Source organism: Brachybacterium sp. AOP25-B2-12, from assembly GCF_052378625.1.
Lineage (GTDB): Bacteria > Actinomycetota > Actinomycetes > Actinomycetales > Dermabacteraceae > Brachybacterium.
Genome location: NZ_JBQSXW010000017.1, coordinates 16,886 through 42,273 on the forward strand (window position 1 = coordinate 16,886; position 25,388 = coordinate 42,273).

25 protein-coding genes and 1 tRNA gene are annotated in these 25,388 nt (G+C 72.1%); 14 read left to right on the forward strand and 12 right to left on the reverse strand.

Annotated features, from left to right (window positions below; translation table 11 throughout):
• Window positions 1-126 precede the first annotated feature (126 nt).
• Complete coding sequence (locus ACT3TZ_RS12095) at window positions 127-792, forward strand: hypothetical protein (RefSeq protein WP_444583678.1); 666 nt, start codon at window positions 127-129, stop codon at window positions 790-792.
• Between the two features lie 10 nt (window positions 793-802).
• Here the strand turns inward: ACT3TZ_RS12095 and ACT3TZ_RS12100 are convergent, their stop codons facing one another.
• Together ACT3TZ_RS12100 and ACT3TZ_RS12105 are read right to left on the reverse strand one after the other, a co-directional pair.
• Entirely contained in the window at window positions 803-1,480 is a 678-nt protein-coding gene (locus ACT3TZ_RS12100) for a hypothetical protein (protein WP_444583679.1), read from the reverse strand.
• Window positions 1,481-1,556: 76 nt separating this feature from the next.
• A complete protein-coding gene (locus ACT3TZ_RS12105; protein WP_444583680.1) occupies window positions 1,557-2,114 on the reverse strand; it encodes a hypothetical protein in 558 nt (185 codons plus the stop codon).
• A gap of 175 nt (window positions 2,115-2,289) precedes the next feature.
• Between ACT3TZ_RS12105 and ACT3TZ_RS12110 the strand changes: the two genes are divergently transcribed.
• From ACT3TZ_RS12110 to ACT3TZ_RS12150, 9 genes are all read left to right on the forward strand, one after another.
• The gene (locus ACT3TZ_RS12110; RefSeq protein WP_444583681.1) at window positions 2,290-3,420 is read left to right on the forward strand and encodes a Gfo/Idh/MocA family protein; all 1,131 of its coding nucleotides are present in this window, start codon (window positions 2,290-2,292) and stop codon (window positions 3,418-3,420) included.
• A complete protein-coding gene (locus ACT3TZ_RS12115; protein ID WP_444583682.1) occupies window positions 3,417-4,148 on the forward strand; it encodes a ThuA domain-containing protein in 732 nt (243 codons plus the stop codon). Before ACT3TZ_RS12110 ends, ACT3TZ_RS12115 begins: the two co-directional genes overlap by 4 nt.
• A gap of 92 nt (window positions 4,149-4,240) precedes the next feature.
• Complete coding sequence (locus ACT3TZ_RS12120) at window positions 4,241-5,083, forward strand: helix-turn-helix domain-containing protein (RefSeq protein ID WP_444583683.1); 843 nt, start codon at window positions 4,241-4,243, stop codon at window positions 5,081-5,083.
• Window positions 5,084-5,360: 277 nt separating this feature from the next.
• A complete protein-coding gene (locus ACT3TZ_RS12125) occupies window positions 5,361-6,395 on the forward strand; it encodes an ABC transporter substrate-binding protein (RefSeq protein WP_444583684.1) in 1,035 nt (344 codons plus the stop codon).
• A 57-nt stretch (window positions 6,396-6,452) separates the two neighbouring features.
• Window positions 6,453-7,409 (forward strand): FecCD family ABC transporter permease, encoded by a 957-nt coding sequence (locus tag ACT3TZ_RS12130; protein WP_444583685.1) that lies wholly within the window; start codon window positions 6,453-6,455, stop codon window positions 7,407-7,409.
• Window positions 7,406-8,473 carry a FecCD family ABC transporter permease gene (locus ACT3TZ_RS12135; protein WP_444583686.1) on the forward strand — a complete coding sequence of 356 codons (1,068 nt, stop codon included), beginning with the start codon at window positions 7,406-7,408 and terminating at the stop codon, window positions 8,471-8,473. The genes ACT3TZ_RS12130 and ACT3TZ_RS12135 overlap by 4 nt, the downstream gene beginning before the upstream one ends.
• Window positions 8,470-9,291 (forward strand): ABC transporter ATP-binding protein, encoded by an 822-nt coding sequence (locus tag ACT3TZ_RS12140; RefSeq protein ID WP_444583687.1) that lies wholly within the window; start codon window positions 8,470-8,472, stop codon window positions 9,289-9,291. The genes ACT3TZ_RS12135 and ACT3TZ_RS12140 overlap by 4 nt, the downstream gene beginning before the upstream one ends.
• 58 nt (window positions 9,292-9,349) lie before the next feature.
• Complete coding sequence (locus ACT3TZ_RS12145) at window positions 9,350-9,799, forward strand: SRPBCC family protein (protein ID WP_444583688.1); 450 nt, start codon at window positions 9,350-9,352, stop codon at window positions 9,797-9,799.
• 210 nt (window positions 9,800-10,009) lie between these two features.
• Window positions 10,010-10,444: a cupin domain-containing protein gene (locus tag ACT3TZ_RS12150; protein WP_444583689.1), complete on the forward strand. Its 435-nt coding sequence runs from the start codon at window positions 10,010-10,012 to the stop codon at window positions 10,442-10,444.
• 20 nt (window positions 10,445-10,464) lie between these two features.
• On the opposite strand, the gene budA is transcribed toward ACT3TZ_RS12150, so the two are convergent.
• A complete protein-coding gene (budA, locus tag ACT3TZ_RS12155) occupies window positions 10,465-11,220 on the reverse strand; it encodes an acetolactate decarboxylase (protein WP_444583690.1) in 756 nt (251 codons plus the stop codon).
• Between the two features lie 90 nt (window positions 11,221-11,310).
• On the opposite strand from budA, the gene ACT3TZ_RS12160 reads away from it, so the two are divergent.
• On the forward strand, window positions 11,311-11,994 hold the full coding sequence (locus ACT3TZ_RS12160; protein ID WP_444583691.1) for a hypothetical protein: 684 nt from the start codon (window positions 11,311-11,313) through the stop codon (window positions 11,992-11,994).
• Between the two features lie 266 nt (window positions 11,995-12,260).
• On the opposite strand, the gene ACT3TZ_RS12165 is transcribed toward ACT3TZ_RS12160, so the two are convergent.
• The 3 genes from ACT3TZ_RS12165 to ACT3TZ_RS12175 form a co-directional block, all read right to left on the reverse strand.
• Window positions 12,261-12,344 (reverse strand) — tRNA-Leu (locus ACT3TZ_RS12165).
• A 135-nt stretch (window positions 12,345-12,479) separates the two neighbouring features.
• Window positions 12,480-13,343: a hypothetical protein gene (locus ACT3TZ_RS12170; protein WP_444583692.1), complete on the reverse strand. Its 864-nt coding sequence runs from the start codon at window positions 13,341-13,343 to the stop codon at window positions 12,480-12,482.
• A gap of 269 nt (window positions 13,344-13,612) precedes the next feature.
• Window positions 13,613-15,109, reverse strand: coding sequence for an amino acid permease (locus ACT3TZ_RS12175; RefSeq protein ID WP_444583693.1), 1,497 nt, complete (start codon window positions 15,107-15,109; stop codon window positions 13,613-13,615).
• Window positions 15,110-15,130: 21 nt separating this feature from the next.
• Here ACT3TZ_RS12175 and ACT3TZ_RS12180 point away from each other — a divergent pair, with 21 nt between their 5' ends.
• The 3 genes from ACT3TZ_RS12180 to ACT3TZ_RS12190 all read left to right on the forward strand — a co-directional run bounded on the left by ACT3TZ_RS12180 (window position 15,131) and on the right by ACT3TZ_RS12190 (window position 18,210).
• On the forward strand, window positions 15,131-15,607 hold the full coding sequence (locus ACT3TZ_RS12180) for a MarR family winged helix-turn-helix transcriptional regulator (RefSeq protein WP_444583694.1): 477 nt from the start codon (window positions 15,131-15,133) through the stop codon (window positions 15,605-15,607).
• A 99-nt stretch (window positions 15,608-15,706) separates the two neighbouring features.
• Window positions 15,707-17,017: an MFS transporter gene (locus ACT3TZ_RS12185; RefSeq protein WP_444583695.1), complete on the forward strand. Its 1,311-nt coding sequence runs from the start codon at window positions 15,707-15,709 to the stop codon at window positions 17,015-17,017.
• Between the two features lie 680 nt (window positions 17,018-17,697).
• Window positions 17,698-18,210: an endonuclease domain-containing protein gene (locus tag ACT3TZ_RS12190; protein ID WP_444583696.1), complete on the forward strand. Its 513-nt coding sequence runs from the start codon at window positions 17,698-17,700 to the stop codon at window positions 18,208-18,210.
• A 336-nt stretch (window positions 18,211-18,546) separates the two neighbouring features.
• Here ACT3TZ_RS12190 and rplI read toward each other — a convergent pair whose 3' ends face one another.
• The 6 genes from rplI to ACT3TZ_RS12220 all read right to left on the reverse strand — a co-directional run bounded on the left by rplI (window position 18,547) and on the right by ACT3TZ_RS12220 (window position 25,339).
• Window positions 18,547-19,014, reverse strand: a complete 468-nt coding sequence (gene rplI / locus ACT3TZ_RS12195; RefSeq protein WP_444583697.1) for a 50S ribosomal protein L9 — start codon at window positions 19,012-19,014, stop codon at window positions 18,547-18,549.
• Window positions 19,015-19,038: 24 nt separating this feature from the next.
• Window positions 19,039-19,275 carry a 30S ribosomal protein S18 gene (gene rpsR, locus ACT3TZ_RS12200; protein ID WP_444583698.1) on the reverse strand — a complete coding sequence of 79 codons (237 nt, stop codon included), beginning with the start codon at window positions 19,273-19,275 and terminating at the stop codon, window positions 19,039-19,041.
• A gap of 154 nt (window positions 19,276-19,429) precedes the next feature.
• Window positions 19,430-20,017: a single-stranded DNA-binding protein gene (locus tag ACT3TZ_RS12205; RefSeq protein WP_444583699.1), complete on the reverse strand. Its 588-nt coding sequence runs from the start codon at window positions 20,015-20,017 to the stop codon at window positions 19,430-19,432.
• A 116-nt stretch (window positions 20,018-20,133) separates the two neighbouring features.
• Entirely contained in the window at window positions 20,134-20,424 is a 291-nt protein-coding gene (gene rpsF, locus ACT3TZ_RS12210; RefSeq protein ID WP_444583700.1) for a 30S ribosomal protein S6, read from the reverse strand.
• A gap of 487 nt (window positions 20,425-20,911) precedes the next feature.
• Window positions 20,912-23,596, reverse strand: a complete 2,685-nt coding sequence (locus ACT3TZ_RS12215) for a transglycosylase domain-containing protein (protein WP_444583701.1) — start codon at window positions 23,594-23,596, stop codon at window positions 20,912-20,914.
• A 327-nt stretch (window positions 23,597-23,923) separates the two neighbouring features.
• Entirely contained in the window at window positions 23,924-25,339 is a 1,416-nt protein-coding gene (locus ACT3TZ_RS12220; protein ID WP_444583725.1) for a CCA tRNA nucleotidyltransferase, read from the reverse strand.
• Window positions 25,340-25,388 lie beyond the last annotated feature (49 nt).

The window sequence follows — 25,388 nt, forward strand, 5'->3', positions numbered from 1 at the left end:
CACGGGCATCGACGCCCGATGCCCTGAACCGCGACCATCGGAGGATCCGCCGCTGCGGACGACCGTCCATCCTGGAACCCGTGCCGATCCCGTCCTGACGGTACGACACCGACCAGGAGGCCCCCGATGTTCGACGAGCACCGCCGCCGACGCGCCCGACGCCGCATCGCGCCCGGGACGGGCAGGCCGCTGACGCCGTTCCGGTGGTGGCAGAACCTCAACCGCGCGCTGTTCTACCTGCCGATCCCGGCGGGTGCCGACGGGACACCCGGGAAGCTCTACGCGATCGACGTCCCCTACTCCGAGCGCTGGAGCACCGACGACGGCAAGGGCAGGGCCCACCTCTACCTCGACGGGTACCACCAGGCCGCATCGACGTTCCCGGCGGCGTTCCCCGTCGAGGGCGGGGTGATCGAGGTGGTGCCCTCGACGTTCGGCCTCAAGCGCTGCCATTTCGTCCCGGACCGCGGCCCCGAGCGCCAGCTGCTGCCCGATCGTCGCTCCGCCGAGGGCCGACGGGCGCGCCTGGCCCGCGACCTGCCGCTGCTGAGCCGCACCATCGGCCTGATCTCGTGGCTGGTCGTCGTGGCGTGTGCGCTGCTCGCACTGCCGCAGCTCGCGGAGGTCATCACGCAGATCCCGCCGGTGGCCGAGCGCGTGGGCACCTTCTCCTCCCCGATCCACCTGGGCGTCGGGGAGAACATCGCGCTCGCGGTCGTCGCCGCCGTGGCGAGCACCGAGCGTGCGACGCGCCTGCGCTACAGCTGGCTGGACACGCTCGCGCAGGAGTGAGCGGACCGGGTCATCCGGGCGCGATCCGTTCCGTCTCCTCACGGAGCCACTCGCGTCCTGCCCGGATGCTCTCGGACTCGAAGGAGCGCAGCGCGCGGACGACGCGCGGAGCCAGGGGGTAGCCGACGAGGTCCTCGGCCTCGGTCCAGTCCCCGCAGCCGTGGATGTCGCGGACCCGCTCGTACCGCTGCCCCGCGAGCTCGACGAACAGCGCGTCGAAGGGGCGCACGGTGAACAGGGTGCGCAGGACGTCGTCGGAGAGCTGGTCGATGCAGAACTCGACGTCGGTGAGGTCCAGGGCGGCGGGCTCCGGCTCCGGCTCGAGGTCCGGATCCGACACCTCGGCGAGGAGCTCGTGCAGGGGACGGACGTCGTGCTCGCGCATCCAGGCCAGGACGTCCGCGCCGTCGACCGCGAACGGCCCCTCGGTGATGTCGACGACCTCGGGCTCCTCCCCCTCGAGCACCAGGTTGAAGCGGTCGCTGAGGCGGGCCAGGACCGCCAGGCGCAGGCGGGCGTCCACCGCGCCGTCGCCCCAGGCCGGGACGTCGGGCGGGACCTCCCCGAGCACGGCCAGGGTCTGCCAGGCGTGGCGGAGCCAGCGCGCATCGCCGCGGCCCGTCCACACGCGCGCGTAGTGCGTGCTGAGGGCGTCGAGCACGGGGGTCTGGACGGCGGCGGTGACCATGCTCCGATTCTCCTCCCGGGGGCGGGGTGATCGCTGGGTCCGGTGCGCGGTGCGCGATGCCAGGCAGGCGGTGGCGTCAGCGGTCCGCGGGATCGGCGTTGTCCCCGGCGGGTCCCGCAGCGGCGGATCGTGCCTCGGGGGATCCGGTCGAGGCAGGTCCTGTCGAGACGGGTCCTGTCGAGGCGGGTCCCGTCCCGGCAGGGCTCGTTCCGGTGGTCCTCGTCCCGGGCTCTCGCAGGTCGGGGCTCTCGGGCGCACCGGATCCGCCTCCCTGCCGCCCGCTCAGAAGATCGAGGATCGGCACGCCGAAGAAGGCGCCGTTGATCCCATGGCTGCCCACCGAGAGGATGCAGCCCGAGGAGGCGATCGAGGCGATGGATCCCGCGGAGGCGATGGACGCGATCGAGCCGACGGAGCCGATCGCGGCGAGGGAGCCGGAGCTGCCGATCGAGGCGATGGAGCCGAGGGAGCCCAGCGAGGCGATGGACCCCGCGCTGCCCCGGGAGGAGATGGAGCCGATGCTCCCGACGGAGCGCAGGCTCGCGATCGAGCCCCCATGCCGCGCGGACGGACGCGGCGCCGGGACGAGCTGGAGGAGGCGGTGCAGGGCGGCGGGACGGCGGCGTGCGGTCATGGCGGGCTCTCCTCGGTCGCGGCTGTGGGGCGAGCATAGAGGGCGGGGGCGACGGACGTGCTCCCGCGCCGGTTCGCCCCGTTCGCCCGAAACTCGTCGGCCCTGGGTCGCCCAAATCTATAGACAGTAAATAAACTAGACGCGGACACGACCCCACGCCCGAAGGAGAGCACCCGTGACCACTCCCGCAGCATCCGGCACCACCCCCGCCCCGATCCGTGCCGGCGTCGTCGGCATCGGCTGGGCCGGCCAGCAGCACATGGCGGCCTTCCACGCCGCCCCCGGCGTCGAGCTCGTGGCCATCGCCGGCCAGGAGGACGACGTCCGCACCGAGCTCGCCGAGACCTACGGCCCGATCGACACCTACCGCGACTGGCAGGACCTCGTGGCCCGCGGCGACCTCGACGTCGTCAGCGTCGCCGTGCCGACCTTCCTGCACGCCCCGATCGCGATCGCAGCCCTGGAGGCCGGCGCCCACGTGCTCAGCGAGAAGCCGATCGCCCGCACCGGCGACGAGGGCCAGGCCATGGTCGACGCCGCCCGCGCGTCGGGCCGCGTGCTCGACGTCGTCTTCAACCATCGCCGCCGCGGCGACATGGAGGCGATCCGCGCCGCCGTCGAGGACGGCACCATCGGCCGCCCGTACCACGCACGCGCCCTGTGGCTGCGTCGTGCCGGCATCCCGGCACTGGGCAGCTGGTTCACCAACGCCGCGGCCTCCGGCGGCGGTCCCCTCGTGGACCTGGGCGTGCACGTCCTGGACTGGACCCTGCACATCATGGGCGAGCCCCGCGTCACCGCGGTCTCGGCCGTCACCCACGCGGAGCTCGGGCCCCGGGGCCTGGGCGGCTCGACCGGCACCAAGAGCGGCACCGGCTCGGCCTACGAGGTCGAGGACCTCGCGGCCGTGCTGCTGCGCCTCGAGGGCGGCGGCTCGATCGTCCTGGAGACCAGCTGGGCCACCCACCGGGCGACCCCGGACCAGTTCGGCCTGACCCTGTACGGCACCGAGGGCGGCGCGGACCTGAACGTGGTCGACTACGCGCCCGCCGGCGACCTCACCATCTACACCGGCGACGGCGAGGAGGCGAAGGACACCGTGATCGAGGCCGTCGAGGGCCGCGCCCACGAGGCCGTCGTCGAGAGCTTCCTGGCCACCGTCGCGGATCCCTCCACCTGGGCCGCGCACGACGGCAGCGTGGGGCTCTCCCGCGCCCGGATCGTCGACGCGGCGTACGCCTCGGCGGCCGCCGGCCGCGAGGTCCGCCTGGACGCGGACCAGAGGATCATCGAGGAGCAGGCATGAGCCTCCGCGCGCTCGTCTGGAACGAGAACATCCACGAGACCACCCAGGAGGAGATCCGCGCGATCTACCCCCAGGGCATCCACGGCGCGATCGCCGAGGGACTCGCCGAGCAGCTGGGCGAGGACGTCGAGGTCGCCACCGCGACCCTCGCCGATCCCGAGCACGGCCTGACCGAGGAGGTGCTCGCCGGAACCGACGTGCTCCTGTGGTGGGGCCACATCGGCCACGACCAGGTGCACGACGCCGTGGTCGAGCGCGTGCAGCGTCACGTGCTCGGCGGCATGGGGCTGCTGGTGCTGCACTCGGGGCACTTCTCGAAGATCTTCACCCGGTTGCTGGGCACGACGTGCTCGCTCGCGTGGCGCAACGCCGCCGAGCGGGAGATCGTCTGGACCACCGCGCCCGGGCACCCGATCGCCGACGGCATCGAGCAGCCCTTCGTCATCGACCACCAGGAGACGTACGGGGAGCACTTCGACATCCCCAATCCGGACGACCAGGTGTTCATCAGCTCCTTCGAGGGCGGCGAGGTGTTCCGCTCCGGCGTCACCTTCACCCGCGGGCGGGGCCGGATCTTCTACTTCAGCCCCGGCGACCAGGAGTACCCCGTGTACTTCCACCCGCAGGTGCGCCGGGTGCTCGCCAACGGCGTGCGCTGGGCGGCGCCCGTCGCGCGCGAGCACGTGACGCCCGACGTCACGAACCCGGCGCGGCGCGACTGGAGCTGAGCCCGACGGGGTGAGGGCCGTGGCCACGGACGATCACCCGGGGATCCTCCGGCGGCTCCGCCGGGGAGTGCCCACGGGATAGATTCACCGACATGCCGACGGCCCCCGCCCACGCCGAGCGACGGCGTCTGCCCCGATATGCGGCAGGCGCCGTCGAGGTGCCGTACACGATCCTCGGCGGCCAGGAGCTCATGGCCCGCGACACGTACTGGGCCGAGCACTCCCACCCCACGCACGAGCTGCTGTGGATCGCGCGCGGGGCATCGACCGCCACGATCGGCGTTCGCACCTGGACGATCACCCCGATCGTGGGCCTGTGGATCCCGGCAGGTGTGCCCCACAGCGGACTGACGCCCGCCGGGGTGTGGCACCGCGCCGCCCAGTTCTCCACCACCCGCGTCGCACCGCCGGCGCGCGAACCGGTCGCGGTGGACATCACGCCGCTCCTCCGGCTGCTGCTGGACCGGGCCATCACCGCGCCGCTGACGCCCGCCTCGCGCCGGATCACCGACGCGATGATCCTCGACGTCATCGAGCCCTCGGACCACGTGCTGCCGCTGCCCCACCCCGATGATCCGCTCCTGGCCCCGATCTTCGAGGCGGTGACCTCGGACCCGTCCGACGGCAGCTCGCTGGAGACCTGGGCCGGGAGGCTGGGCGTCAGCCCCCGGACGCTCACCCGAGCGTTCGTGGCCCGCACGGGTCTCACGTTCCGTCTGTGGACCGCGACCGCCCGCGCGCACCGTGCGGTCGCCCTGCTCGCGGCGGGAGAGGCGGTCGAGGACGTGGCGCACGAGGTCGGGTACGCCTCGGCGAGCGCGTTCTCCTCGGCGTTCCGTCGGGTGACCGGCCTCACCCCGGGCAGTTTCCGCCGTGGCGAGCACGCGGCGCAGGACCCGGACCCCGACGCGAGCTGGCCCTCTTCCCACGCCTGACCTGCACAGGGACGGCGCCCGAGCTGGTCCTTCCTCCTCCGCGGGCTCTTCGCCTGCGTGTCCGTTCGGAGCACACAGTGTCCTCATCCCGCTCTTGCGGACACGGTGCCCGCTCCCTAGTTTGGTGAGGCATACCTGAGCACCTGACGGCGTCCTGGTCCGCGAGCCCGCTCCCCCGAGCGCGCACCGGACCTCCACGGGCCGGTCCCGCTCCGCTCGACGCTCCTCGTTCCCCCTGCGCGACGGCATGGTGCCCGCGCGCCCACGAAAGGCCCCCATGTCGCACATCTCCCGCCGTGTGTTCGCCGGTTCCGCCCTCGCCCTGCTCGCCGGGCTGACCGCCTGCTCCTCCGAGGAGTCCACCGGAGGCTCCGGCGCCTCGGACGGCGGGACGGACGGCGGGGAGATCACCATCGACCACGCCTACGGGACCACCACCATCCCGGGAAAGCCCGCGGTCATCACGACCGTCCAGTGGGCCAACCATGAGGTCCCGCTCGCGCTCGGCGTCGTGCCCGCCGGGATGGCCGCCGCCAACTTCGGGGACGACGACGGCGACGGACTCCTCCCCTGGGTCGCCCAGAAGCTCGAGGAGCTGGGCGGGAAGACCCCCGTGCTGTTCGACGAGTCCGACGGCGTCGACTTCGAGGCCGTCGGCGACACCGCGCCCGACGTCATCCTCGCCGCGTACTCCGGGCTCAGCCAGGAGGACTACGACACCCTCTTCGAGATCGCGCCCACCGTCCCCTTCCCCGAGACCGCCTGGGGCACGCCCTGGCGCGAGATGATCTCGACCAACGCGACGGCGATGGGCATGCAGGCCGAGGGTGAGGAGCTCATCGCCTCGCTCGAGGCCGAGATCGAGATGGCCGCTGCGGCGCACCCCGCGATCGCCGGCAAGAACGCGATGTTCCTGACCCACGTGGACACGACCGACCTGTCCGAGGTCAGCTTCTACACCGCCCACGACACCCGCACGCAGTTCTTCACCGACCTCGGCATGACGATCGCGCCCAGCGTCCAGACCGCGTCCGATGCCACCGAGGAGTTCTCCTCGACCGTCAGCGCCGAGCAGGCCGACACCTTCGGCGACGTGGAGATCATCGTGACCTACGGCGACGAGGCGCTGCTCGCGGCCCTCAAGGCCGATCCCCTGCTCTCGCAGATGCCCGCCGTGCGCAACGGCGCGGTCGTGAACCTCCCGAGCGACAGCCCGCTGGGAACGGCCGCGAACCCGACGCCGCTGTCGATCTCGTACATCCTCGAGGACTACCTGAAGGAGCTCGATCGCGCCGCGACGGCCACCGCCTGAGCGACGACCTCGCCGGACCGTGACCACCACCATCGCGCCCTGTGGCTGCTGGCGTGCGTGGCCGTGCTGCTGGGGACGACGGCGCTGTCGGTGACCATCGGCTCCCGGGACGTCGGTCTCGACGACATCCTCGCGGCGGTCGGGGGGTCCACGGACGGCTTCGGGCCCGCCGCCGTCGCCAAGCGGATCCCGCGCACCGTGCTGGCCGTCGTCGCCGGTGCCGCGCTCGGAATGTCCGGGGCCGTCATGCAGGGGGTCACCCGCAATCCCCTCGCCGACCCGGGGATCCTGGGCATCAACATCGGGGCCTCGCTCGCCGTGGTGATCGGCATCGCGCACTTCCAGCTCACTGCGGCGTCCAGCTACATCTGGGTCGCGATCCTCGGGGCCGCGCTCACGGCGGTGCTCGTCTACACCCTGGGATCCCTCGGTCAGGGCGGCGCGACGCCTCTGAAGCTCGCCCTGGCGGGTGCGGCGACCGGCGCGGCCCTGACGTCCTTCATCAGCGCCGTGGTGCTCCCCCGCTCGGACATCGGCGACCGCGTCCGGTCCTGGCAGATCGGCGGGGTGGGCGGCGCGACCCCGGCGGCGCTCGAGCAGGTCGCGCCGTTCCTGGTCGCAGGTCTGATCGGCTCGCTGCTGTGCGCGCGCGGCCTGAACACCCTGGCCCTGGGCGACGACCTCGCCGCCGGCCTCGGCGAGCGCGTGGCCATCACCCGGGGCATCGCGGCCCTGGGTGCCGTGGTGCTGTGCGGTGCGGCGACGGCGGTCACGGGACCGATCGGCTTCGTGGGGCTGGTGGTGCCCCATGCCTGCCGGCTCCTGATCGGCGTGGACCACCGCTGGCTGCTGCCGTTCAGCGCCGTCACGGGTGCCACGCTGCTCACCCTCGGGGACGTGGCCGGCCGCGTGGTCGCCCGGCCGGCCGAGCTCGACGTCGGCATCGTCACCGCCCTGCTCGGCGCGCCGGTCTTCATCGCGATCGTGCGCCGCAAGAAGGTGTCCGCGCTGTGAGCCCTGCCGCCGCCTCGACCATCGGTCGTCCCGACTCGCCGACGCTGCGGCGCGTCGCCGCGGCCCGGCGCCGTCGTGCCCGTCGCGCCCTGGTCACGATCGGGACGCTCGCCGTGCTCATCGTGGCCGTGTTCTGCCTGTCCCTCATGGTGGGCCGCACCATGTACCCGCCCGGGGACGTGCTGCGGGTGGTCCTGGGCCAGGAGGTTCCCGGTGCGAGCTTCACCGTCGGCCGCCTTCGCCTGCCGCGCGCGGTGCTCGCGGTGCTCGCCGGAGCATGCTTCGGCCTCGGCGGCGTCACCTTCCAGACGATGCTGCGCAACCCGCTCGCGAGCCCCGACATCATCGGGATCTCCTCGGGGGCCGGGGCCGCCGCGGCCTTCGGGATCGTGATCCTGGGGCTCTCGGGCACGGCCGTCTCGCTGCTGGCGATCCTGGCGGGCCTGACCGTCGCGGTGGTCATCTACCTTCTGTCCTATCGGCGGGGGGTGCTCGGGACCCGGCTGATCCTGGTGGGGATCGGGATCGCCGCGATGCTCCAGTCCATCACCGACTGGGTGCTCTCGCGGGCCGGTCAGTGGGACCTCCAGGAGGCCCTGCGGTGGCTGACCGGCAGCCTCAACAACACCTCCTGGTCCCAGGTGCTGCCCGTCCTGGGCGCCCTCGTGGTGCTGGCGCCCGTGCTGCTGTCCCGCACCTCCGACCTCCGGGCGTCCCAGCTGGGCGACGACGCCGCCCAGGCGCTCGGGGTGCGGATCGGGCGCTCCCGGCTGATCGTCGTGGTCTCCGCGGTGGGTCTCATCGCCTTCGCGACCGCGGCATGCGGCCCGATCGCCTTCGTGGCCTTCCTGTCCGGCCCGATCGCCGCACGGATCGTCGGTCCGGGGGCGTCGCCGCTGGTCCCGGCCGCCCTGGTCGGATCCCTGCTGGTCCTGGTGGCCGATCTCGTCGGGCAGTACGCGACCGGCACGAGGTATCCCGTCGGCGTCGTGACGGGCGTGCTCGGCGCGCCGTACCTGATCCTCCTCATCATCCGCGTGAACCGCCGAGGGAGCACCCTGTGACGACCGACCACACCCTGGAGGTCCAGGCCCTGAGCCTCGGCTACGGCGAGCGCACCGTCATCGAGGGCCTCGACCTCGCGGTGCCGTCGGGTGCCGTGACCTCGATCGTCGGGGCGAACGCCTCGGGGAAGTCGACCCTCCTGCGGTCCATGTCGCGGCTGCTGGCCCCCCGTTCGGGGCGGGTGCTGCTGGACGGCGAGCAGGTGCATCGGATGCCCGCCAAGCAGCTCGCCCGCACCCTGGGTCTCCTTCCTCAGTCACCGCTCACGCCCGACGGGATCACCGTGGCCGACCTCGTGGGCCGGGGCCGGCACCCCCACCAGAGGGTCCTGTCCCGGTGGAGCCGCCGGGACGACGAGGCGGTCGCCGGGGCACTGGATGCGACCCGCACCGCGGAGCTCGCTGATCGGCCCGTCGACGAGCTGTCGGGTGGCCAGCGGCAACGGGTGTGGATCGCGATGGCGCTGGCCCAGGACACCGACGTCCTGCTCCTGGACGAGCCGACCACCTTCTTGGACGTGAGCCACCAGGTGGAGGTGCTGGACCTGCTCACGGACCTCAACCGCTCCCGCGGGATCACCGTCGTCATGGTGCTGCACGACCTGAACCTCGCGGCGCGCTACAGCGACCATCTGGTGATGATCGAGGGCGGCACGGTCCGCGCGGCCGGGGCGCCGTCCGAGGTGCTCACCGCGTCGCGCGTCGAGGAGGTCTTCGGCCTCCGCAGCCGGATCATCATGGACCCGGTGTCGGGGACGCCGCTCATGCTGCCGATCGGCCGGCACCATGCGGGCCCGGGGGACGCGTCGCGGGAGTGACGGCGCGGGCACCTGCGAGCCCCTGGTGCAGCGGGGCCCGGTGCGTCAGGATCAGGCCATGACCTCGACGTTCGCGCTCACCACCTGGTGCCCCGTGGGTGCGGGGGCCATGTTCCACCTGTCCCTGGACATCGACGCCCACGTCGCGTCGATGGCCGGGTCCGGTGAGCGCGCCGTCGGCGGGGTGAGGTCCGGGAGCATCGGCCTGGGCGAATCCGTGACCTGGCACGCCCGGCACCTGGGGGTCTGGTTCACGATGACCTCGCAGATCGCGGAGCTCGACCGGCCGCGGCGGTTCGTCGACGCCCAGACCCGCGGGCCCTTCGCGTCGTTCCGTCACGAGCACGCGTTCGAGGACGTGGTGGGCGGCTGCCGGATGACAGACACGATCACGCTGGCCTCGCCGGTGCTCGGCGCGGTGGTCGAGCCGCTGGTGCTGGTGCCGTACCTGCGGCGGCTGATCCGCCGGCGGAACCGAGTGCTGGTCGGGGCCGTCAGCGGGCGGTGACAGGGGGAAGCGGCGGCGTGGCGGCCGGTCCGTCGCGACGCGCCCAGCGCGCGTCACGTGAAGGTGGTACCCGCAGGGTCTCCCCCATCCGGCCCGCTCTGCCTACCGTGGGTGCCATGGCCGATATCTCCGCGAGCGAGGCTCCGAGGGCATCGGGCCCGGGCCTGCGGCAACCTGCCGCTCGCCCCCCCGAAACACAGAAGGGCCGTCATGACGGACCACGGATTCGAGCAGATCTTCCCGCTCGGCGCGGAGAACAGCGCCTTCGCCGCGCACTTCACCGGACAGAGCTACCTGGCACCGCTGGTCGCCGGCACCGTCCCCGTCTCCAACGTGTCCTTCGAACCGGGTTGCCGCAACGACTGGCACATCCATCGCGGCAGCGAGGGCGCCGGCGACCAGATCCTGCTGTGCACCGCCGGCCGCGGCTGGTTCCAGGCCGAGGGCGAGCCACCGGTGAGCCTGCGGCCGGGCACGGTGATCCGGGTGCCCAGCGGCACCAAGCACTGGCACGGGGCCACGGCGGGATCGTGGTTCTCCCACCTCGTGCTCCTCACCCCGGGCCCGGACGTCACCACGTACTGGCTCGAGCCGGTCACCGACGAGGAGTACGGCGCCCTGCCGCAGGACGGCACCGCGTCCTGATCCGGCCGACGCGCTGACCCTCAGCTCTTCTCAGCCTTGCGGATCTGCTCGGCCAGGTCCTCGGGCGAGAGGTCGGCGGCCGAGAACTCCGGGGTCAGCGGCAGGTGCAGGCGCAGGTCCGTGCCCGGGCAGATCTCGACATGGGCCTCGCGGAGCTTGAAGTCGATGACGTGGCCCCCGCGGGTGCGGGAGTCGTCCACGAAGTGCGCATGGCAACCGGGCACGGAGATGCCCTGCTCGAACAGCGGCGTGCGGAAGCCGACGATGGTGCCGTGGACGTCGTCGAACTGGACGATCTCCTCATCGGCCGTGGCCTCGACCATCGGCCGGTAGGGGCGCGTCTGCTTCTGCACGGTCCGGGTCCGCACCCACGCGAAGGTGCCCACGATCTTCAGCGCGTACATGTAGTTCTTGGAGATCGTGAGCTCGTCCAGCACCTGGCTCGCCGCGTGGCGCAGCAGGGACGGCGGCAGGTCCCGCACGATGGTCGGCACGAAGTTCGTGATCACCGCGTAGGGGGTGTGGGCCGAGAGGTCGGCCTTCTGCACGCTGCCGTCGCTGCGCATGTGGTAGGCGTTCCCGTCGAGCACCACGAGCTCCCCGTCGAGGCCGTTGAAGGTGCCCACGCCGTGCCCGCCGTGGCTCAGGAGCTCCCCGATCCGCATGTCACCGTCGTAGATCCCGTCGAGCAGCTGGGCCATGAGGCCGGTCTGGAACACCTCGTTGCGGTAGAGGATCTCGGCGGTGGGGGGCGCGGGGGTGGGATCGGGGGTCATGGGTCGATTGTGGTGCACGGGGCGGGTCGCGAGGGGCGCGGGCGCGGTCCGGAGGAGCTCCGGAGGGTCCGAGTCCTCTACCGTCGACGGATGACCATGTGGCAGTCCTCGTTCCTCTCGGACCTCGCACAGGAACTCCCCGCCGCCAGGATCGAGCCGTACGGGTCCCTGGTGGACACCGCGACGGTCGACGGGTGGAGCGACGTCGACGTGCACATCACGACACGTCGTCCGTTCGCCATCGAGCGCGCGTTCCGGGGCGACGTATGGGCCTTCACATCGACCGTCGATGGCGATACCCAGGTCATCCGATCCGTCCTCACCGACGGACGCCGCATCGACGCGACGATCCGAGGAACCACGGCGACGCTTCCCGAGCCCTCCGTCGACAACGGCGTCAGGTTCGACCTGACCCTGGCAGCGGTCACGTTCGGCCGCGGGAGCGATCTCATCGGGATGCATTTGTGCTTGGGCGTGATCCGCCAGTGGCTCGTGGAGACGATGGAGGCCCGCGATCGCGCGACCGGGACGACGCACCACCGCATTGGGACGGAGCACGACCGGCAGGCAGGTCAGGCGCTCGACGGGCTGCTCGGTCCTCTCGGTCCACGCACCGCTCTGGCGGTGTTCTCGACGTACGGCGCCTGGCGCGCGGCGGAGAACTCCTCGTATGCGGCTGATCCTCGCGGGTTGGAGGCCGTGATCCGCCGAGGCGAGGAGGACGGTGCCGCGTGTCGGCCCGACGTGTCGGAGTGCGACCGACGGGAGATATGACATCGGGCCCAGAGACGGTGTCCATCCTGTGCAGGTGGCGGGGCACCAGCGCTCCACGTCCCGACCACGCCCGTCGCCCGGACCTCACCGCGGCAACTCGCGGAGGCTTCCCACCTGACGCCGCGGCGTGACCCCGCCACGCCCTCCGCGAGCACGCACGAGGCCCGCCGCAGCGAGCCCACCGGTGCACGACGAAGCCCCCGCCCGGATCTCTCCGGTCGGGGGCTTCGTGCTGGTCGGACCCGGTTTCCCGGATCGCACTCGCGTGCGCGAGGGGGGAGTTGAACCCCCACGTCCTTTCGGACACACGGACCTGAACCGTGCGCGTCTGCCTATTCCGCCACTCGCGCGAGTCTCCGACACCGGGTGTCCAGCACACCGAGGCCGAAGGTGTCACCTACTGTACCCGGGGGTCACGCGCGGACCCAAACGGACCAGCGTGCGATGGAGCACACGTGGCGCGCGGATGCGCACCGAGGGTGCGCTCAGCCGCCCGGAACCGTCACGACGAGAAGTCCCGGCTCGGCCGCCACGAAGGTGCCCGGCAGGACATAGGCGCGCACGGGGGCGCCGGCCTGGGTGCCGCTGCAGGACACGGGGTCGAAGGTGGCGAAGGACAGCATCCCCTCGCAGCGACCGAGCTCCACCGGCGAGCGTCCCGCGGTGAGCACGGTCTGCGCGTCCTCCTGGACCTCCGCCGCCGGGGCGTCGGAGCTGCCGAAGGTCGAGCCGACCGATCCGGTGACGGCCGCCGTGCCCTCCGTGGCCAGCAGTGCCGCGAACTCCGCGGACAGCGTGTCACCGCTGAGGAACAGCACGGCGGTGGTCCCGTCGGGGTTGCGCGTGGGATAGACGTGCCAGACCTGCTGGCTCGAGCGCGTCGAGTCCTTGAGCGTGGCCGTGCAGTCGGTGGTGCCGCCCGGCTGCAGCGGCAGGGCCTCGGCGCACACGACGGTCTGCACGGTCGTCGAGGCGTTCCCGCTGAGCTTCTCCGAGAGCACCCGCACCAGATCCTCCGTCGACAGCGTGGCGGCGCCGTCCGCCGTCGCGGCGGGCGGCGCCGTGATGAGCTCGACCGTGGGGATCGCGAGCGGGGTCGACGGAGCGGGCTTGACGATGTTCGAGGAGTCACCATCCGAGGTCGCGGCGCTGGGCACCGTGGGCGACTCGGTGGGCGTGCCGCCGGTGATGCCTCCATCGGTGCACGCGGCGAGGGCGCCGACCACGGCCGCCACGGCGATGCCGCGGGCACATGTGCGGCGCAGTCGTCCGCGTCGCGCGCCATCTGCGGCGACGGGCGCGGCCGCGGGAGCCGACGGAGAGGTCGGGGCGTCATCGCGTCGTCGCATCACGCTCCCTCCGTCAGGGCGCGCACCGGTGCGGTGTCGCGCCATCGTTCCCCCGTCACGCCGTCCACCGGTCGGCCTGGAGTCACAGTACCGGGCAGTGCGCCCCATCCCCGCTCCCAGATCCACAACACAGGTCCTGCACAGCAAGCCGACGACGGGTGGGAGCGGCCGATGTCGGCGAGCGCTATCCCATCGGCCCGATGTCGACCGCGGCCTCAGCCCCGCAGCGCTACCTCACGTCTGCGGCGCGTCCCTCCCGCGGCGCATCCTCAACGCCGCGCCGCGTCCTCCGACCCCGCACGCAGATCATCGGCCTCGGCGAGCGCCGCCTCGATCGACGCCGGATCGACCCTGCGGCGCACCACCGTCGCATACAGCACGCACGCCACCGCGAGAGCGGGCACACCCACGAGCGCCGCGAGCTGCATGTCGCGGAACACCGTCACGGTGGAGAACACGCCGACCACGCCGACCAGGCCCACGATCGCCGTGACGCGCCCACCCGGGACCCGGAACGTCGCCAGACCGTCGCGGCGTCGCGCGTACGCGAGGTAGGTGACGAGGATCAGCCCCCACACCAGCAGCACCGCGAAGACGACGAGGCTCATCATGTAGCCGAACACCCCGGCGACCCCCGTGATCGCCAGCACCGCCGCCAGCACGATGCCCGCCGTGCTCATCGCGATCCCCCGCACCGGCACCCGGCGCGCGGAGAGACGGCTGAGCGCCACCGGCGCGAGCCGATCGGCCGCCAGCGACTGCAGCATGCGGCTGCCCGCGTAGAGGTTGGCGTTGGCGGCCGACAGCGCCGCGATGAGCACCAGCAGGTTGGTCACGTGCGCGGCGCCGGGCACGCCCAGACGGTCGAACACCATGACGAAGGGGCTGGTCTCGACGTCGCCCCCCGTGCCGGCGGCATCGCGCCACGGGACCAGGGAGACCACCACGCCGATCGCCAGGACGTAGAAGAACGTCAGGCGCACGATGGTGGTGCGGGCCGCGGTGCGGATCGAGCGGGCGGGGTCCTTGGCCTCGGCGGCCGTGACCGACAGCAGCTCGATGCCGCCGAAGCTGAACATCACGATCGCCATCGACACCCACACCGCCGACCATCCGTTCGGGGCGAAGCCGCCGTCGGCCGTGAGGTTCGACAGCCCCGGCGCGGGCGCGTCCGGCAGCCCGAAGATCACGAGGAACAGGCCCACGAGGATGAACACGAGGATCGCGATGACCTTGATGCTCGACAGCGCGAACTCGATGACCCCGAAGGACCCGACGCTCGCGATGTTGATCGCCACGATGATCCCCGCGAACAGCAGGATCCCGGCCCACAGCGGGACGCCGGGCGCCCAGTAGCGCAGGTAGGCGGCGCACGCGACGATCTCGGCTCCGGTCACGCAGACCGTCACGATCCAGTACATCCAGCGCGACAGGTAGCCCCAGAACGGGGAGAGGTAGTGGGCCGCGAGGGTGCCGAAGCCGCCGCGCACGGGGTGGCGGGAGGCCATCTCGCCCATGCACAGGGCGATGCACGCGGCGATCAGGGAGCCGATCGCGAAGCTGACGATCACGGCGGGGCCGGCGATGCCGATCGCCGCGCCGGAGCCCAGGAAGAGCCCGGTCCCGAGCGCCGAGCCCATGGCGATCATCGCCATCTGTCCGTGGCCCAACGACCGGGCCAGCGTGCCGTGATCCGAGGTGGTGGGGGAAGAACTCACCGTCCGAGGGTACGGGCGTTCGCACCGACCCCTTGCATTAGTTCGCATTCCTAACTACATTGGTGCGACGTGCCCACCCCTCCCGATCCGTTCCCCCTCGACCTCACGCTCGCGTGCAGCCGCTTCTCGCGCCTCGCCGCCCGCCGGGCCGACGTGGGCGTGTCCTCGGTGACCTGGCGGGTCGTCGCGGCCCTCGGGCAGCGCGGCGAGCTGCGGGTCGGCGAGATCGCGGCGCTCGAGCAGGTCACCCGGCCCACCGCGACCACCGTCGTCCAACGCCTCGAGCACGAAGGTGTCGTGGTCCGAAGGCTCGATCCGGCCGACTCCCGCTCCTCCCTGGTGCGCCTGACCGACCACGGTCGGGAGCGCCTGGCCACCTGGCGCACCAAGCTCGGCACGGAGGTCGGGACGCTCCTGGCGGACACCTCCGAGGAGGACCGGGCCGTCCTGCACCGCGCGGTCGAGCTGCTCGGCGCGATCGTCGCCGCAGAGGACCTTCCGATGAGGGGCCGCGACGATCCGGACCAGCGCCCCTCCCGCCCGTGACCGGGCCGACCGATCGACCCCGGACGCCACGACCATCCACCCCGCGGCCCTCGTGACCGCACCAGTCCCCACCACGAGATCCGAAGGACCCCAGCACCCATGAGCACCACCTCGTCCGACGCCCGCGGGGCGACCACTCAGCGCCCCGCCGACGCACCGCCCCGCACCGGCATGGCGGCCGCCTTCCACCAGCCCCGCTCCGTGTGGGCGATCGCCTTCGCGGCGACCGTGTCCTTCATGGGCATCGGCCTCGTGGACCCGATCCTCCCGGCCATCAGCCACGAGCTCGGCGCCTCCCCCACCCAGGCGATGCTGCTGTTCACCAGCTACCTGTTCATCACCGCGATCGCCATGTTCTTCACCAGCTGGATCGCCTCCCGGCTGGGCACCCGCACCACGCTGCTCATCGGCCTCGCGCTGATCATCGTGTTCGCGGCGCTCGCGGCCGCCGGCACCTCGGTCACCGAGATCATCGGCCTCCGCGGCGGCTGGGGCCTGGGCAACGCCCTGTTCATCTCGACGGCGCTGTCGGCGATCGTCGGCGCGACCGCGGGGCCCAGCGCCGGCGCGATCATGCTCTACGAGACGGCGCTCGGGATCGGCATGGCCATCGGCCCGCTGCTGGGCGGCCTGCTCGGCAGCTGGACGTGGCGGGCGCCGTTCGGCGGCACCGCGATCCTCATGGGGCTGGGCTTCATCGCGATCGTGACGATGCTCGGCAAGCCTGCCGAGAAGCCCGCCCGGATCGCCCCCACCGCCGCCTTCCGCGGCCTCGCGGATCCCGCGTTGCGCACCCTGTCGCTCGCCGCCGTGTTCTACAACTTCGCCTTCTTCGCGATGCTCGCCTACTCGCCCTTCCCGCTCGAGGCGGCCGCTGCGGCGTCCGGCCACGAGCTCGGGGCACTCGGGATCGGCGGTGTGTTCTTCGGCTGGGGCATCGGGCTGGCCGTCACCTCGGTCATCGGCGCACCGCTGCTGACCCGGGCGTTCGGTCTCATGCCCACCCTGATCGGGGCGCTCGCTGCGCTGACCATCGTGATGGTGGCCCTCGCCGTGGCGCACACGTCGCTGCCCGGGATGGTCACGCTCATCGTGATCGGCGGCCTGCTGCAGGGCGTCATGAACACCGCGCTGACGGAGACCGTCATGGAGGCCACCGAGCTGCCGCGGTCCGTCGCGAGCTCGGCCTACTCCGGGGTCCGCTTCTTCGGCGGCGCCGTGTCCTCCGCGGTGGCCGGCCCGATCGCCGCCACCTTCGGTGCGGAGATCCCCTACGTCGTCGCCGCGGCTGCGCTCGTCGTGTCCGCCGTGGTGCTCACGACCGGCCGCCATCACCTGGTCCGCGCCACCCGACCGCACCTGACCAGCGTCGAGGAGGCCACAGCCATCACGGCGGCGGACGAGGTCTGAGGGCCGGGGTCGCGCGCCGCGGCGAGGAGTGCTTCCTCGTCGCATACCGCGGCGAGAAGTGCTTCCTCGTTGCGCGACAACAACCTGACTCCCAGCGCCCGTGCCCTCCGATTTCCGGGGTCGCCGACGCTGGGAGTCAGGTTGGTGCACGTACCCGACCGCCACGCCCGCGCCGGGTCCGCCCGCGCCGGCTGGTCGACGCCCCCGCCGATCACCGCACCCCCGCATCGCGCACGCACCGCACCATCCCTCCCCACACCCAGCCCGTCCCCACTCCCGCCCCTGACCCGCCACCGCCTCCGTCCACCCCGGCACCCTCCGTCCATGCCACGGACCCCGCCCGACCTCCACGTCGCCCGCCGCAAGGACCTCCTGCGAGCAGGTCGCACACGCGGCGCCATCAACGCCGCCATCCGTCGAGGTGACCTCGTGCGGCTCGGCACGTACTGGCTCGGGACGTCTCGCACCCCGCCGACCGTCGCGGCGGCGCTCTCCCAGGATGCGCGGCTCACCTGTGTCGACGCCCTCCGACTCCACGGCGTCTGGGCCCCCCGACGTCCGGCCGCCACCAGACCGCTCCCTTCGGGGCACGGGCTGCCCCCGCGGTCGGCCACCCAGGTGTCATCGCGCATCCCCGCCTGCGGACCTGGCCGGACGACCAGCCCATCCTCCCCGTCGCCATGGCCGCCTCCCATGCCGCGAGATGCCTGGCGCCCCTCGACGCCGCGGCGGTCCTGGACTCGATCGCCCACCAGGGTCTGCTGGACCGCCCGGAGCTGGACGCGGTGCTGCACGGCCTTCCCGACAGGACGCGCAGGCTCATCGGCCCGATCTCCTCGCGGTCCATGTCGGGCACGGAGACGCGGGTGCGCAGGCTGTTCGAGAAGCGTGGCGTCGAGGTGGTCGCGCAGTGGTGGGTCGACGGCGTCGGGTACGTGGATCTCCGCGTGGGCGAGCGCCTCATCATCGAATGCGACAGCCGTGCGCACCATGCCCACCCGGCAGGGTATGCGACCGACCGGCTGCGGGACCGTCGCCTCGTCGCGCTCGGCTACCAGGTCGTCCGCCTGACCTGGGAGGACGTCATGCTGCGGTGGGACGAGACGTCGCAGTTCCTGCTGGACTTGGTGCGGCGGCGGGTGCACCGGGCCACGCCCGCGGGCCGATCGAGCGCCCGGGCCGCACCAACCTGACTCCCAGCGACCGAGGCCCCCGATTTCGGAGGGCTCGAGCCCTCGGAGTCAGGTTGCTGCACGACCACCCCCGGATCCCGAGCCAGTGGCTCCACGGCCACAGCGCACGACCGACCGAGCACGACTGCCCCGCCCGGCTCCGCACGACTGGCCGAGCACGACCGCACGACCACACGGGGACGACCGCACCGCACGACCGCACGACCACGCCCGCACGACCACCCCCCCCCGCACGCACGAAGGGCCGGTGCAGACTTCTCTGCACCGGCCCTTCGGGGCTGGGTCGCCGTCCTGGAGGACGGCCACGGGCACCGCCGTCAGGCGGTGGACCCGTGATCAGGCGACGGCGCCCTTGGCGGCGACGACCTGGACCAGCAGGTTGGCGACGACGTCCTCGTGCAGACGCACGGTCGCCTTGTGCTCGCCGATCGAGCGCACGGGGGCGAGGAACTCGACCGCACGACGGTCGATGTCGCGATCGAAGACGGCCTTGACGCCCTCGGCCACGTCCTTGGAGGAGATGGCGCCGAACAGGCGGCCGTTCTCGCCGGCGCGGCCCGGGACCACGACCGGCTTGGACTGCAGCACGTCGCGGAGCGCCTGGGCGTCCTCGAGGGACGCGACGGCGCGCTTGGAGCGTGCCGAGCGGATCTGGTCGAGCTGACGCTGACCGCCCTTGGTCCACGGGGTGGCGAGGCCGCGCGGCAGCAGGTAGTTGCGCGCGAAGCCGTCCTTGACGTCGACGACGTCTCCCGCGGTGCCGAGACCGGTGACCTCATGGGTGAGGATGAGCTTGATGGACATGGTGACTCCTTCCCGGGCCTCGGGTCAGCGACCGGAGGTCGAGTAGGGCAGCAGGGCGATCTCGCGGGCGTTCTTCACGGCCTTGGCGATCTTGCGCTGCTCCTGCACGGACACGCCGGTGACGCGACGCGCACGGATCTTGCCGCGGTCGGAGATGAACTTGCGCAGCAGGGCTGCGTCCTTGTAGTCGACGGACTCGACGCCCGCGACCTTCAGCGGGTTCTGCTTCTTCTTCGGCTTGCGAAGAACAGGCTTGGCCATCGTGGTGCTCCTTCTGTGAGGGGAGCCCGGGTTCTACCCCGGGATGGGTGAATGGTTGAGGTGCGCGACGCCGCCTGGAGGGGAGGTGTCACACGGGAGGGCGGACGTCGATCGACGCGCCGGACCTCACGGTGCGGGCCGGGGCCCGGGCCGATCAGAACGGCGGGTCGTCGTACCCGCCCTGGTTGCCGCCGCCGGCCCACGGGTCGGCGTCGCCGCCGGAGTTGCCCCCGCCGGAGTTGCCGCCGCCACCGTTGTAGCCGCCGCCCTGGCCGCCACCGCCGCGGTTGCTGCCGCCGCCGTAGCCGCCCTGGTTGCCGCCGCCGGAGTTGCCCCCGCCGCCGTTGCCGGCGAAGTTGCCGCCACCGCCGCCGCCACGCTGGGTGCGCTGCGGCTTGGCCGTGGCGTACCGCAGGGACGGGCCCACCTCGTCGACGTCGAGGTCGATCGAGGTGCGGTTGTTGCCGTCGCGGTCCGTATAGGAACGCTGCTTGAGGCGGCCCTGGACGACGACGCGAGCACCCTTCTCGAGGGACTCGGCGACGTTCTCGGCGGCATCGCGCCACACGGAGCAGCGCAGAAACATCGCCTCGCCGTCCTTCCACTCGTTCGCCTGACGGTCGAACGTGCGGGGGGTGGACGCGACGGTGAACGACGCCACCGCGGCGCCGGACTGCGTGAAGCGCAGCTCGGGGTCGGCGGTGAGGTTGCCGACCACGGTGATGATGGTTTCTCCGGCCATGGAGTGCTCCTCGTGCTGCTCGTGCGGGGCGGGGGACGACGTCGCGCGGCGCCCGTCAGGGCTGTGCGGCGTCGGTGGTCACCGAGTGCCCGGAGGCTCTGCGGTGACCGCGTGGATCACTTGGCGTCGCGCCGCATCAGCTTGGTGCGCAGGACGGACTCGTTGAGTCCGAGCTGACGGTCCAGCTCCTGGGCGGTCTCGGACTTGGCGGTGAAGCCCAGGACGACGTAGACGCCCTCGGTCTTCTTGTCGATCTCGTAGGCGAACTTCCGCTTGCCCCAGACGTCGACGTTGTCGATGCTCCCGCCTTCGGCGGGGATGACGGCGACGAGCTTCTCGAACGTCCCGCTGACGGTCCGCTCATCGATCGAGGGGTCGAGGATGACGACCATTTCGTACGTGCGCATGTTCGGTTACCCACCTCCTGTGGTCTCGGCGGCCACGGTCTCTCCGTGGCAGGAGGGTTCATGCCATCCGGTCGTGCGGACGGGCTGTCCTGGCACGACACGAACCGCACCAGCCTACCCGGTGGCCCGGGGGCCCACCAGGCGCCGGCCGCGCCTGCGCCCGGGATCACACGGGCACGTGGTGGCAGGCGAAGAACGGCGAGCACGATGGGCCGTCCCCACGAGCGCGCACGACCACGCATCTCCTCACGGCTGCAAGGGTGTTCCGCCTGTGGTGTGGGCGCGAGCGTCCGGCACCCCGGGCGGACGAGACCGGGATGCGGAGAAGCCGATGACCACGGGCGACCGAGGTCGAGACGGCCTCCGGGATCTCTGCCCGACCGCAGGATCGAGACCGAGACGCCGTCCGGGAGAGCCGCCCGGCCGCAGGATCATGGGCTCAGGCGCGCTCCGGGGGATCCGGTGGCCCCTTCACCCCCCGCGGGGATCAGCGCCCGGCGCCGGCCGACGCCGTGGGTCGGTTCGGGGTCGTCGCGCCCTCGGTCGGTCGTGTGCCGGCGCCCGGCGGATTCTGGCCGGCGCCGGGCCGGGTGACCGGCTCCTGCGTCTGGCTCTGCTGTTCCTCGCCGCCGTCGTTCTCCGGCGGCGCCTCCGTGGTCTGCTCCTCGCTCGGAGGAGCCTGCTCGGTGGTCGGCTCCTGCGTCGGCTCCTGCGTCGGCTCCTGGGTGGGCTCCTGCGTGGGCTCCTGGGTCGCGGGCGGCGCCTGCGTGGTCGTGGGCGCGGTGGTCCTGGCGCGCCGCGAGGAGCTCGAGCTCGACTGGTCGCCCTGGGAGCCCTTCTTGTTCTTGGTCGACACCGCGTCGGGGAAGTCGAGCTTCTCCTGGCCGTCGAGGGAGGGCTTCATGATGTCGACCCAGACCTCGGTCGGGAAGGTGCCGCCGGTGATGGACTTCTCCCCGCCGAACGGCGTCAGCTGGTTCTCGGACTTCCCGTCCTCCGAGGGCTGGAACATGCCCACGGCGGTGACCAGCTGCGGGGTGAAGCCGACGAACCATGCGGACTTGAAGTCCTCCGAGGTGCCCGTCTTGCCGGCCACCTCGCGTCCGTCCATGTTCCTGCCGACGTACTTGGCCGAGCCCTCGCTCGGGGGACCCTGGAGCGCGACCGTCGCGTTGATCGCGATGTCCTTGTCCAGGACCTGCTCCGCGTCGTCCTTGGCCTCGTACCGGTTCGAGCCGTCCGGGTTGCTGACCTTCTGGACGATGTGCGGGGTGCGGTGGACGCCCTGCGCCGCGATCGTCGAGTACGCCTGCGCCATGTCCATCACCGTCGGGGAGGCGGTGCCCAGCACGTTGGTCTGGTTGTCGTCCAGGCCCGGCGTGTCCTCGGACAGACCCAGCTGGATGGCGGCGGCCTTGGTCTTCTCCGGGCCCATCTCGATGTTCAGCTGCCCGTAGGCGGTGTTGATCGAGTCGGTGGTCGCGCGCAGCAGGGAGACGGTCCCGTAGTTCACGTTGCCGAAGTTCTTGACGGGCCAGTTGCCGTAGGTCTGCGGGGAGTTGCCCTGCCACGTCGAGTTCAGCGAGTAGCCGTCCTCGAGGGCGGCGACCAGCGTGAAGGTCTTGAAGATCGATCCCGCCTGCATGCGGGACTGCGTGGCGTCGCTGCGGCCCTGGGTGATGTAGTCGGCGCCGCCGTACATGGCGCGGATCGCCCCCGAGGTCGGATCGATGGTCACGGTGCCGACGTGGTTGTCCGCGGGACGGTCGTCCGGGAGGTTCTCGATGGCCTTGACGGTGTTGTCCTGCATGTTCTTGTCGATCGTGGTGACGATCGAGAAGCCGCCGGTGTTGATCTCGTCCTCGGTGAAGCCCTGGCGCTTGAGCTCGCTCTGGGCCATGCGCATGAGATACCCGTTGGGTCCGCCGAGGCTGTTCTGGGCCGACGGCGCGATGGTCTCCGGGATCGCCATCTGGGAGGCCTGCTCGGCGGTCAGCGCCTTGGTCACGTTGACCTCGCGGTCCACGACGCGGTTCCACCTCTTGGCGGCGGTGTCAGGATTGACGGCGGGGTCGTACGCCGACGGTGCCGGGATGAGTCCCACCAGCAGCGCGGCCTCGGAATCGGTGAGGTCCTTGGCGTCCTTGTTGAAGTAGGCCTTGCTCGCGGCCTGGATGCCGTAGGCGCCGCGCCCGAAGTAGATGGTGTTGAGGTAGCGCTCGAGGATCTCGTCCTTGGACAGGCTCTGATCGGCCTTGATGGCCATCATGATCTCGCGCGCCTTGCCCAGGTACGAGGTGTCGGTGCCGGTGTAGTAGCGCTCGACATACTGCTGGGTGATGGTCGATCCGCCCTGCCGGGCACCACCGGACACGTTGTTGACGAAGGCCCGGATGATCCCGCGGGGGGAGACGCCGCGGTTCTCGTAGAAGGTGGAGTCCTCGCTCGCGACGACCGCCTTCTTGATGTTGTCCGGGATCTGGTCCGCGGGCAGGATCGTGCGGTTGACCTCGCTGAACGTCCCCATCTCGGTGGTGCCGTCGGAGTAGTACACGCGGGAGGTCTGCGCGAGCGCGACGTCCTGGGGCTCGGGCACGTCGGTGGTCGCGTAGAGGATCGCGGCGCCGCCGACCCCGGCGAGGAACACCAGCGCGATGGCACCGAAGATCATGCGGAAGGACGGGAACCAGCGCCACGGGTTCTTCTTCCCCGCACGCGGGTAGTTCAGCAGTCCGGCGAGGCGGCCGAAGAATCCCGGACGACGACCGGACTTCGCGGAGACCTTCTTGGACCGCGAGGCCGTGCGGCTCGCCGCCGCTGCACCCGTGGTGGCGGCGCCCTTGGCCTTCGCACCGGCAGACTTCGAGGACCCGGCAGTCCGCGACTGCCCGGGCCCGGACTGCCGGGGACCCGACGCCTTCGCGCCGGACTCCTTGGCACCGGATGCCTTCGCGCCGGACGCCATCTGACCAGAGGCCTTCTGGCCCCCGGTCCTCGAGCTCGAGGCACCCGTCGATCCCTGGGCATTCCCGGTCCCGCCGCCGATCCAGGTCGAGGCCTGTCGTCGCCGAGCGCCGTCCGCCGCGGAGGCGGAGCCGGGCTCGGTGCTGCCTGCCCCTCCCTGACGGGAGGTGCGCGAGGAGTGCTTGGACGGACGGGACGGATCGCTCACGGGGGCTCCTTGCTTCTCCGGCTGTCCCCGACGATGTCAGGGCGTCCGGCGGGCACGGACGGGTGGATCGACGGCCCGGATCCGCGCACGGGGCGGTGGCGGCAAGGGACGCACTGTCCTTCAGTATGCGCGGGGACCCCAGGGCGGGGCCACTCCCAGGCGGCGACTCTCACACGGTCGCCACATGCGGTGCGACGTGCGCCACGGCCCGCCCGGACGCCGCGCGGGCACCGACGGGGCCCGACCGGTCCGGTGCCGGCCGACCCGGGAGGACACCCGGATGCGTCCTCGATCCGGCGCGACGCCGGCCACCGGACCCTGCCGCGATCAGGCCTCCTGGCGCGCGGTCCACCAGGCGCGCAGCTCCGCCTCGGCGCGCTCGGGCCCCAGCGGTCCGTGCTCCATCCGCAGGTCCAGCAGGTGCCGGTAGGCCTCGCCGACCAGCGGCCCGGGCGGGATGTCCAGCAGGTGCATGATCTCGGTGCCGTCGAGGTCGGGGCGGATCCGGTCGATCTCCTCGCGGGCGGCGAGCTCGTCGATCCGCCCCTCCAGCTCGTCGTAGGCGCGGGACAGCTGGCCGGCCTTGCGGCGGTTGCGGGTGGTGACGTCGGCCCGGGTGAGCCGGTGCAGGCGCTGCAGCAGGGGCCCGGCGTCGGTGACGTACCGGCGCACCGCGGCGTCGGTCCACTCGCCGTCGGCGTACCCGTGGAAGCGCAGGTGCAGCTCCACCAGCCGCGCGACCTGCGTGGTCGTCTCCTTGTCGAAGGCCAGCGCCTTCATGCGCCGCCGCGTCATCTTCGCGCCCACCGTCTCGTGGAAGCGGAAGGTGACCACGCCGCCGTCCTCGTAGCGTCGCGTGGGGGGCTTGCCGATGTCGTGCAGCAGCGCGGCGAGGCGCAGCACGAGGTCGGGACGCTCGCAGGGTCCGCCCGATCCGGCCGGGCTCTCGAGGTCGATGGCCTGCTGGAGCACCGTCAGGGAATGCTCGTAGACGTCCTTGTGCCGATGGTGCTCGTCGATCTCCAGGCGCAGGGCGGGCAGCTCGGGGAGGACGTGCTGGGCCAGGCCCAGGTCCACGAGCCGTCGCAGACCTTCGACCGGATGCTCCCCGAGCAGGAGCTTGACCAGCTCGTCTCGCTTCCGCTCGGCGGAGACGATGGTGATCCGATCGGCCAGCTCGCGGGCGGCGGAGGCGGTGTCGGCCTCGATCGTGAAGCCGAGCTGGGAGACGAAGCGCGCGGCGCGCATCATCCGCAGCGGGTCGTCGTCGAAGGACTGCCGGGGGTCCACGGGCGTGCGCAGCACGCCCTCGGCGAGGTCGAACAGCCCGCCGAAGAGATCCACCAGCTCGAGGGAGGGCAGGCGCACGGCGAGCGCGTTGACGGTGAAGTCCCGGCGGGACAGGTCGCCGGGCAGGGTGTCCCCGAACGCCACCTGGGGCTTGCGGCTGGTCGGGTCGTAGGACTCCGTGCGGTACGTGGTGATCTCGACCTTGAGCGCGCCGCGGGCGGCACCGAGGGTGCCGAACTCCCGCCCCATGTCCCAGATCGCCCCGCCGTGGGTCCAGCGCCGCAGGATCGCCTCGGTGGCGTCGGGTCGTGCAGATGTCGTGAAGTCCAGGTCGGCCGAGGAGCGCCCCAGGACCGCGTCGCGCACCGGCCCGCCGACGAGCGCGAGCTCGTGACCGGCCTCCTCGAAGAGGCGTCCCAGGGCGTGGATCTCCTCGGGGAGAGCGGCGAACATCGAGGCCGCACGCGTGCGCGCTCGGGCCAGACGCTCCTCGGCGAGGTCG

What these genes read in the sequence shown, in the direction of transcription:
- ACT3TZ_RS12095 (WP_444583678.1), top strand. Translation starts at nt 127, where the DNA reads ATGTTCGACGAGCACCGCCGCCGACGCGCCCGACGCCGCATCGCGCCC.
- ACT3TZ_RS12100 (WP_444583679.1), bottom strand. Translation starts at nt 1,480, where the DNA reads ATGGTCACCGCCGCCGTCCAGACCCCCGTGCTCGACGCCCTCAGCACG.
- ACT3TZ_RS12105 (WP_444583680.1), bottom strand. Translation starts at nt 2,114, where the DNA reads ATGACCGCACGCCGCCGTCCCGCCGCCCTGCACCGCCTCCTCCAGCTC.
- ACT3TZ_RS12115 (WP_444583682.1), top strand. Translation starts at nt 3,417, where the DNA reads ATGAGCCTCCGCGCGCTCGTCTGGAACGAGAACATCCACGAGACCACC.
- ACT3TZ_RS12120 (WP_444583683.1), top strand. Translation starts at nt 4,241, where the DNA reads ATGCCGACGGCCCCCGCCCACGCCGAGCGACGGCGTCTGCCCCGATAT.
- ACT3TZ_RS12125 (WP_444583684.1), top strand. Translation starts at nt 5,361, where the DNA reads ATGTCGCACATCTCCCGCCGTGTGTTCGCCGGTTCCGCCCTCGCCCTG.
- ACT3TZ_RS12145 (WP_444583688.1), top strand. Translation starts at nt 9,350, where the DNA reads ATGACCTCGACGTTCGCGCTCACCACCTGGTGCCCCGTGGGTGCGGGG.
- ACT3TZ_RS12150 (WP_444583689.1), top strand. Translation starts at nt 10,010, where the DNA reads ATGACGGACCACGGATTCGAGCAGATCTTCCCGCTCGGCGCGGAGAAC.
- budA (WP_444583690.1), bottom strand. Translation starts at nt 11,220, where the DNA reads ATGACCCCCGATCCCACCCCCGCGCCCCCCACCGCCGAGATCCTCTAC.
- ACT3TZ_RS12160 (WP_444583691.1), top strand. Translation starts at nt 11,311, where the DNA reads ATGACCATGTGGCAGTCCTCGTTCCTCTCGGACCTCGCACAGGAACTC.
- ACT3TZ_RS12170 (WP_444583692.1), bottom strand. Translation starts at nt 13,343, where the DNA reads ATGCGACGACGCGATGACGCCCCGACCTCTCCGTCGGCTCCCGCGGCC.
- ACT3TZ_RS12175 (WP_444583693.1), bottom strand. Translation starts at nt 15,109, where the DNA reads ATGCGAACTAATGCAAGGGGTCGGTGCGAACGCCCGTACCCTCGGACG.
- ACT3TZ_RS12185 (WP_444583695.1), top strand. Translation starts at nt 15,707, where the DNA reads ATGAGCACCACCTCGTCCGACGCCCGCGGGGCGACCACTCAGCGCCCC.
- ACT3TZ_RS12190 (WP_444583696.1), top strand. Translation starts at nt 17,698, where the DNA reads ATGGCCGCCTCCCATGCCGCGAGATGCCTGGCGCCCCTCGACGCCGCG.
- rplI (WP_444583697.1), bottom strand. Translation starts at nt 19,014, where the DNA reads ATGTCCATCAAGCTCATCCTCACCCATGAGGTCACCGGTCTCGGCACC.
- rpsR (WP_444583698.1), bottom strand. Translation starts at nt 19,275, where the DNA reads ATGGCCAAGCCTGTTCTTCGCAAGCCGAAGAAGAAGCAGAACCCGCTG.
- ACT3TZ_RS12205 (WP_444583699.1), bottom strand. Translation starts at nt 20,017, where the DNA reads ATGGCCGGAGAAACCATCATCACCGTGGTCGGCAACCTCACCGCCGAC.
- rpsF (WP_444583700.1), bottom strand. Translation starts at nt 20,424, where the DNA reads ATGCGCACGTACGAAATGGTCGTCATCCTCGACCCCTCGATCGATGAG.
- ACT3TZ_RS12220 (WP_444583725.1), bottom strand. Translation starts at nt 25,339, where the DNA reads ATGTTCGCCGCTCTCCCCGAGGAGATCCACGCCCTGGGACGCCTCTTC.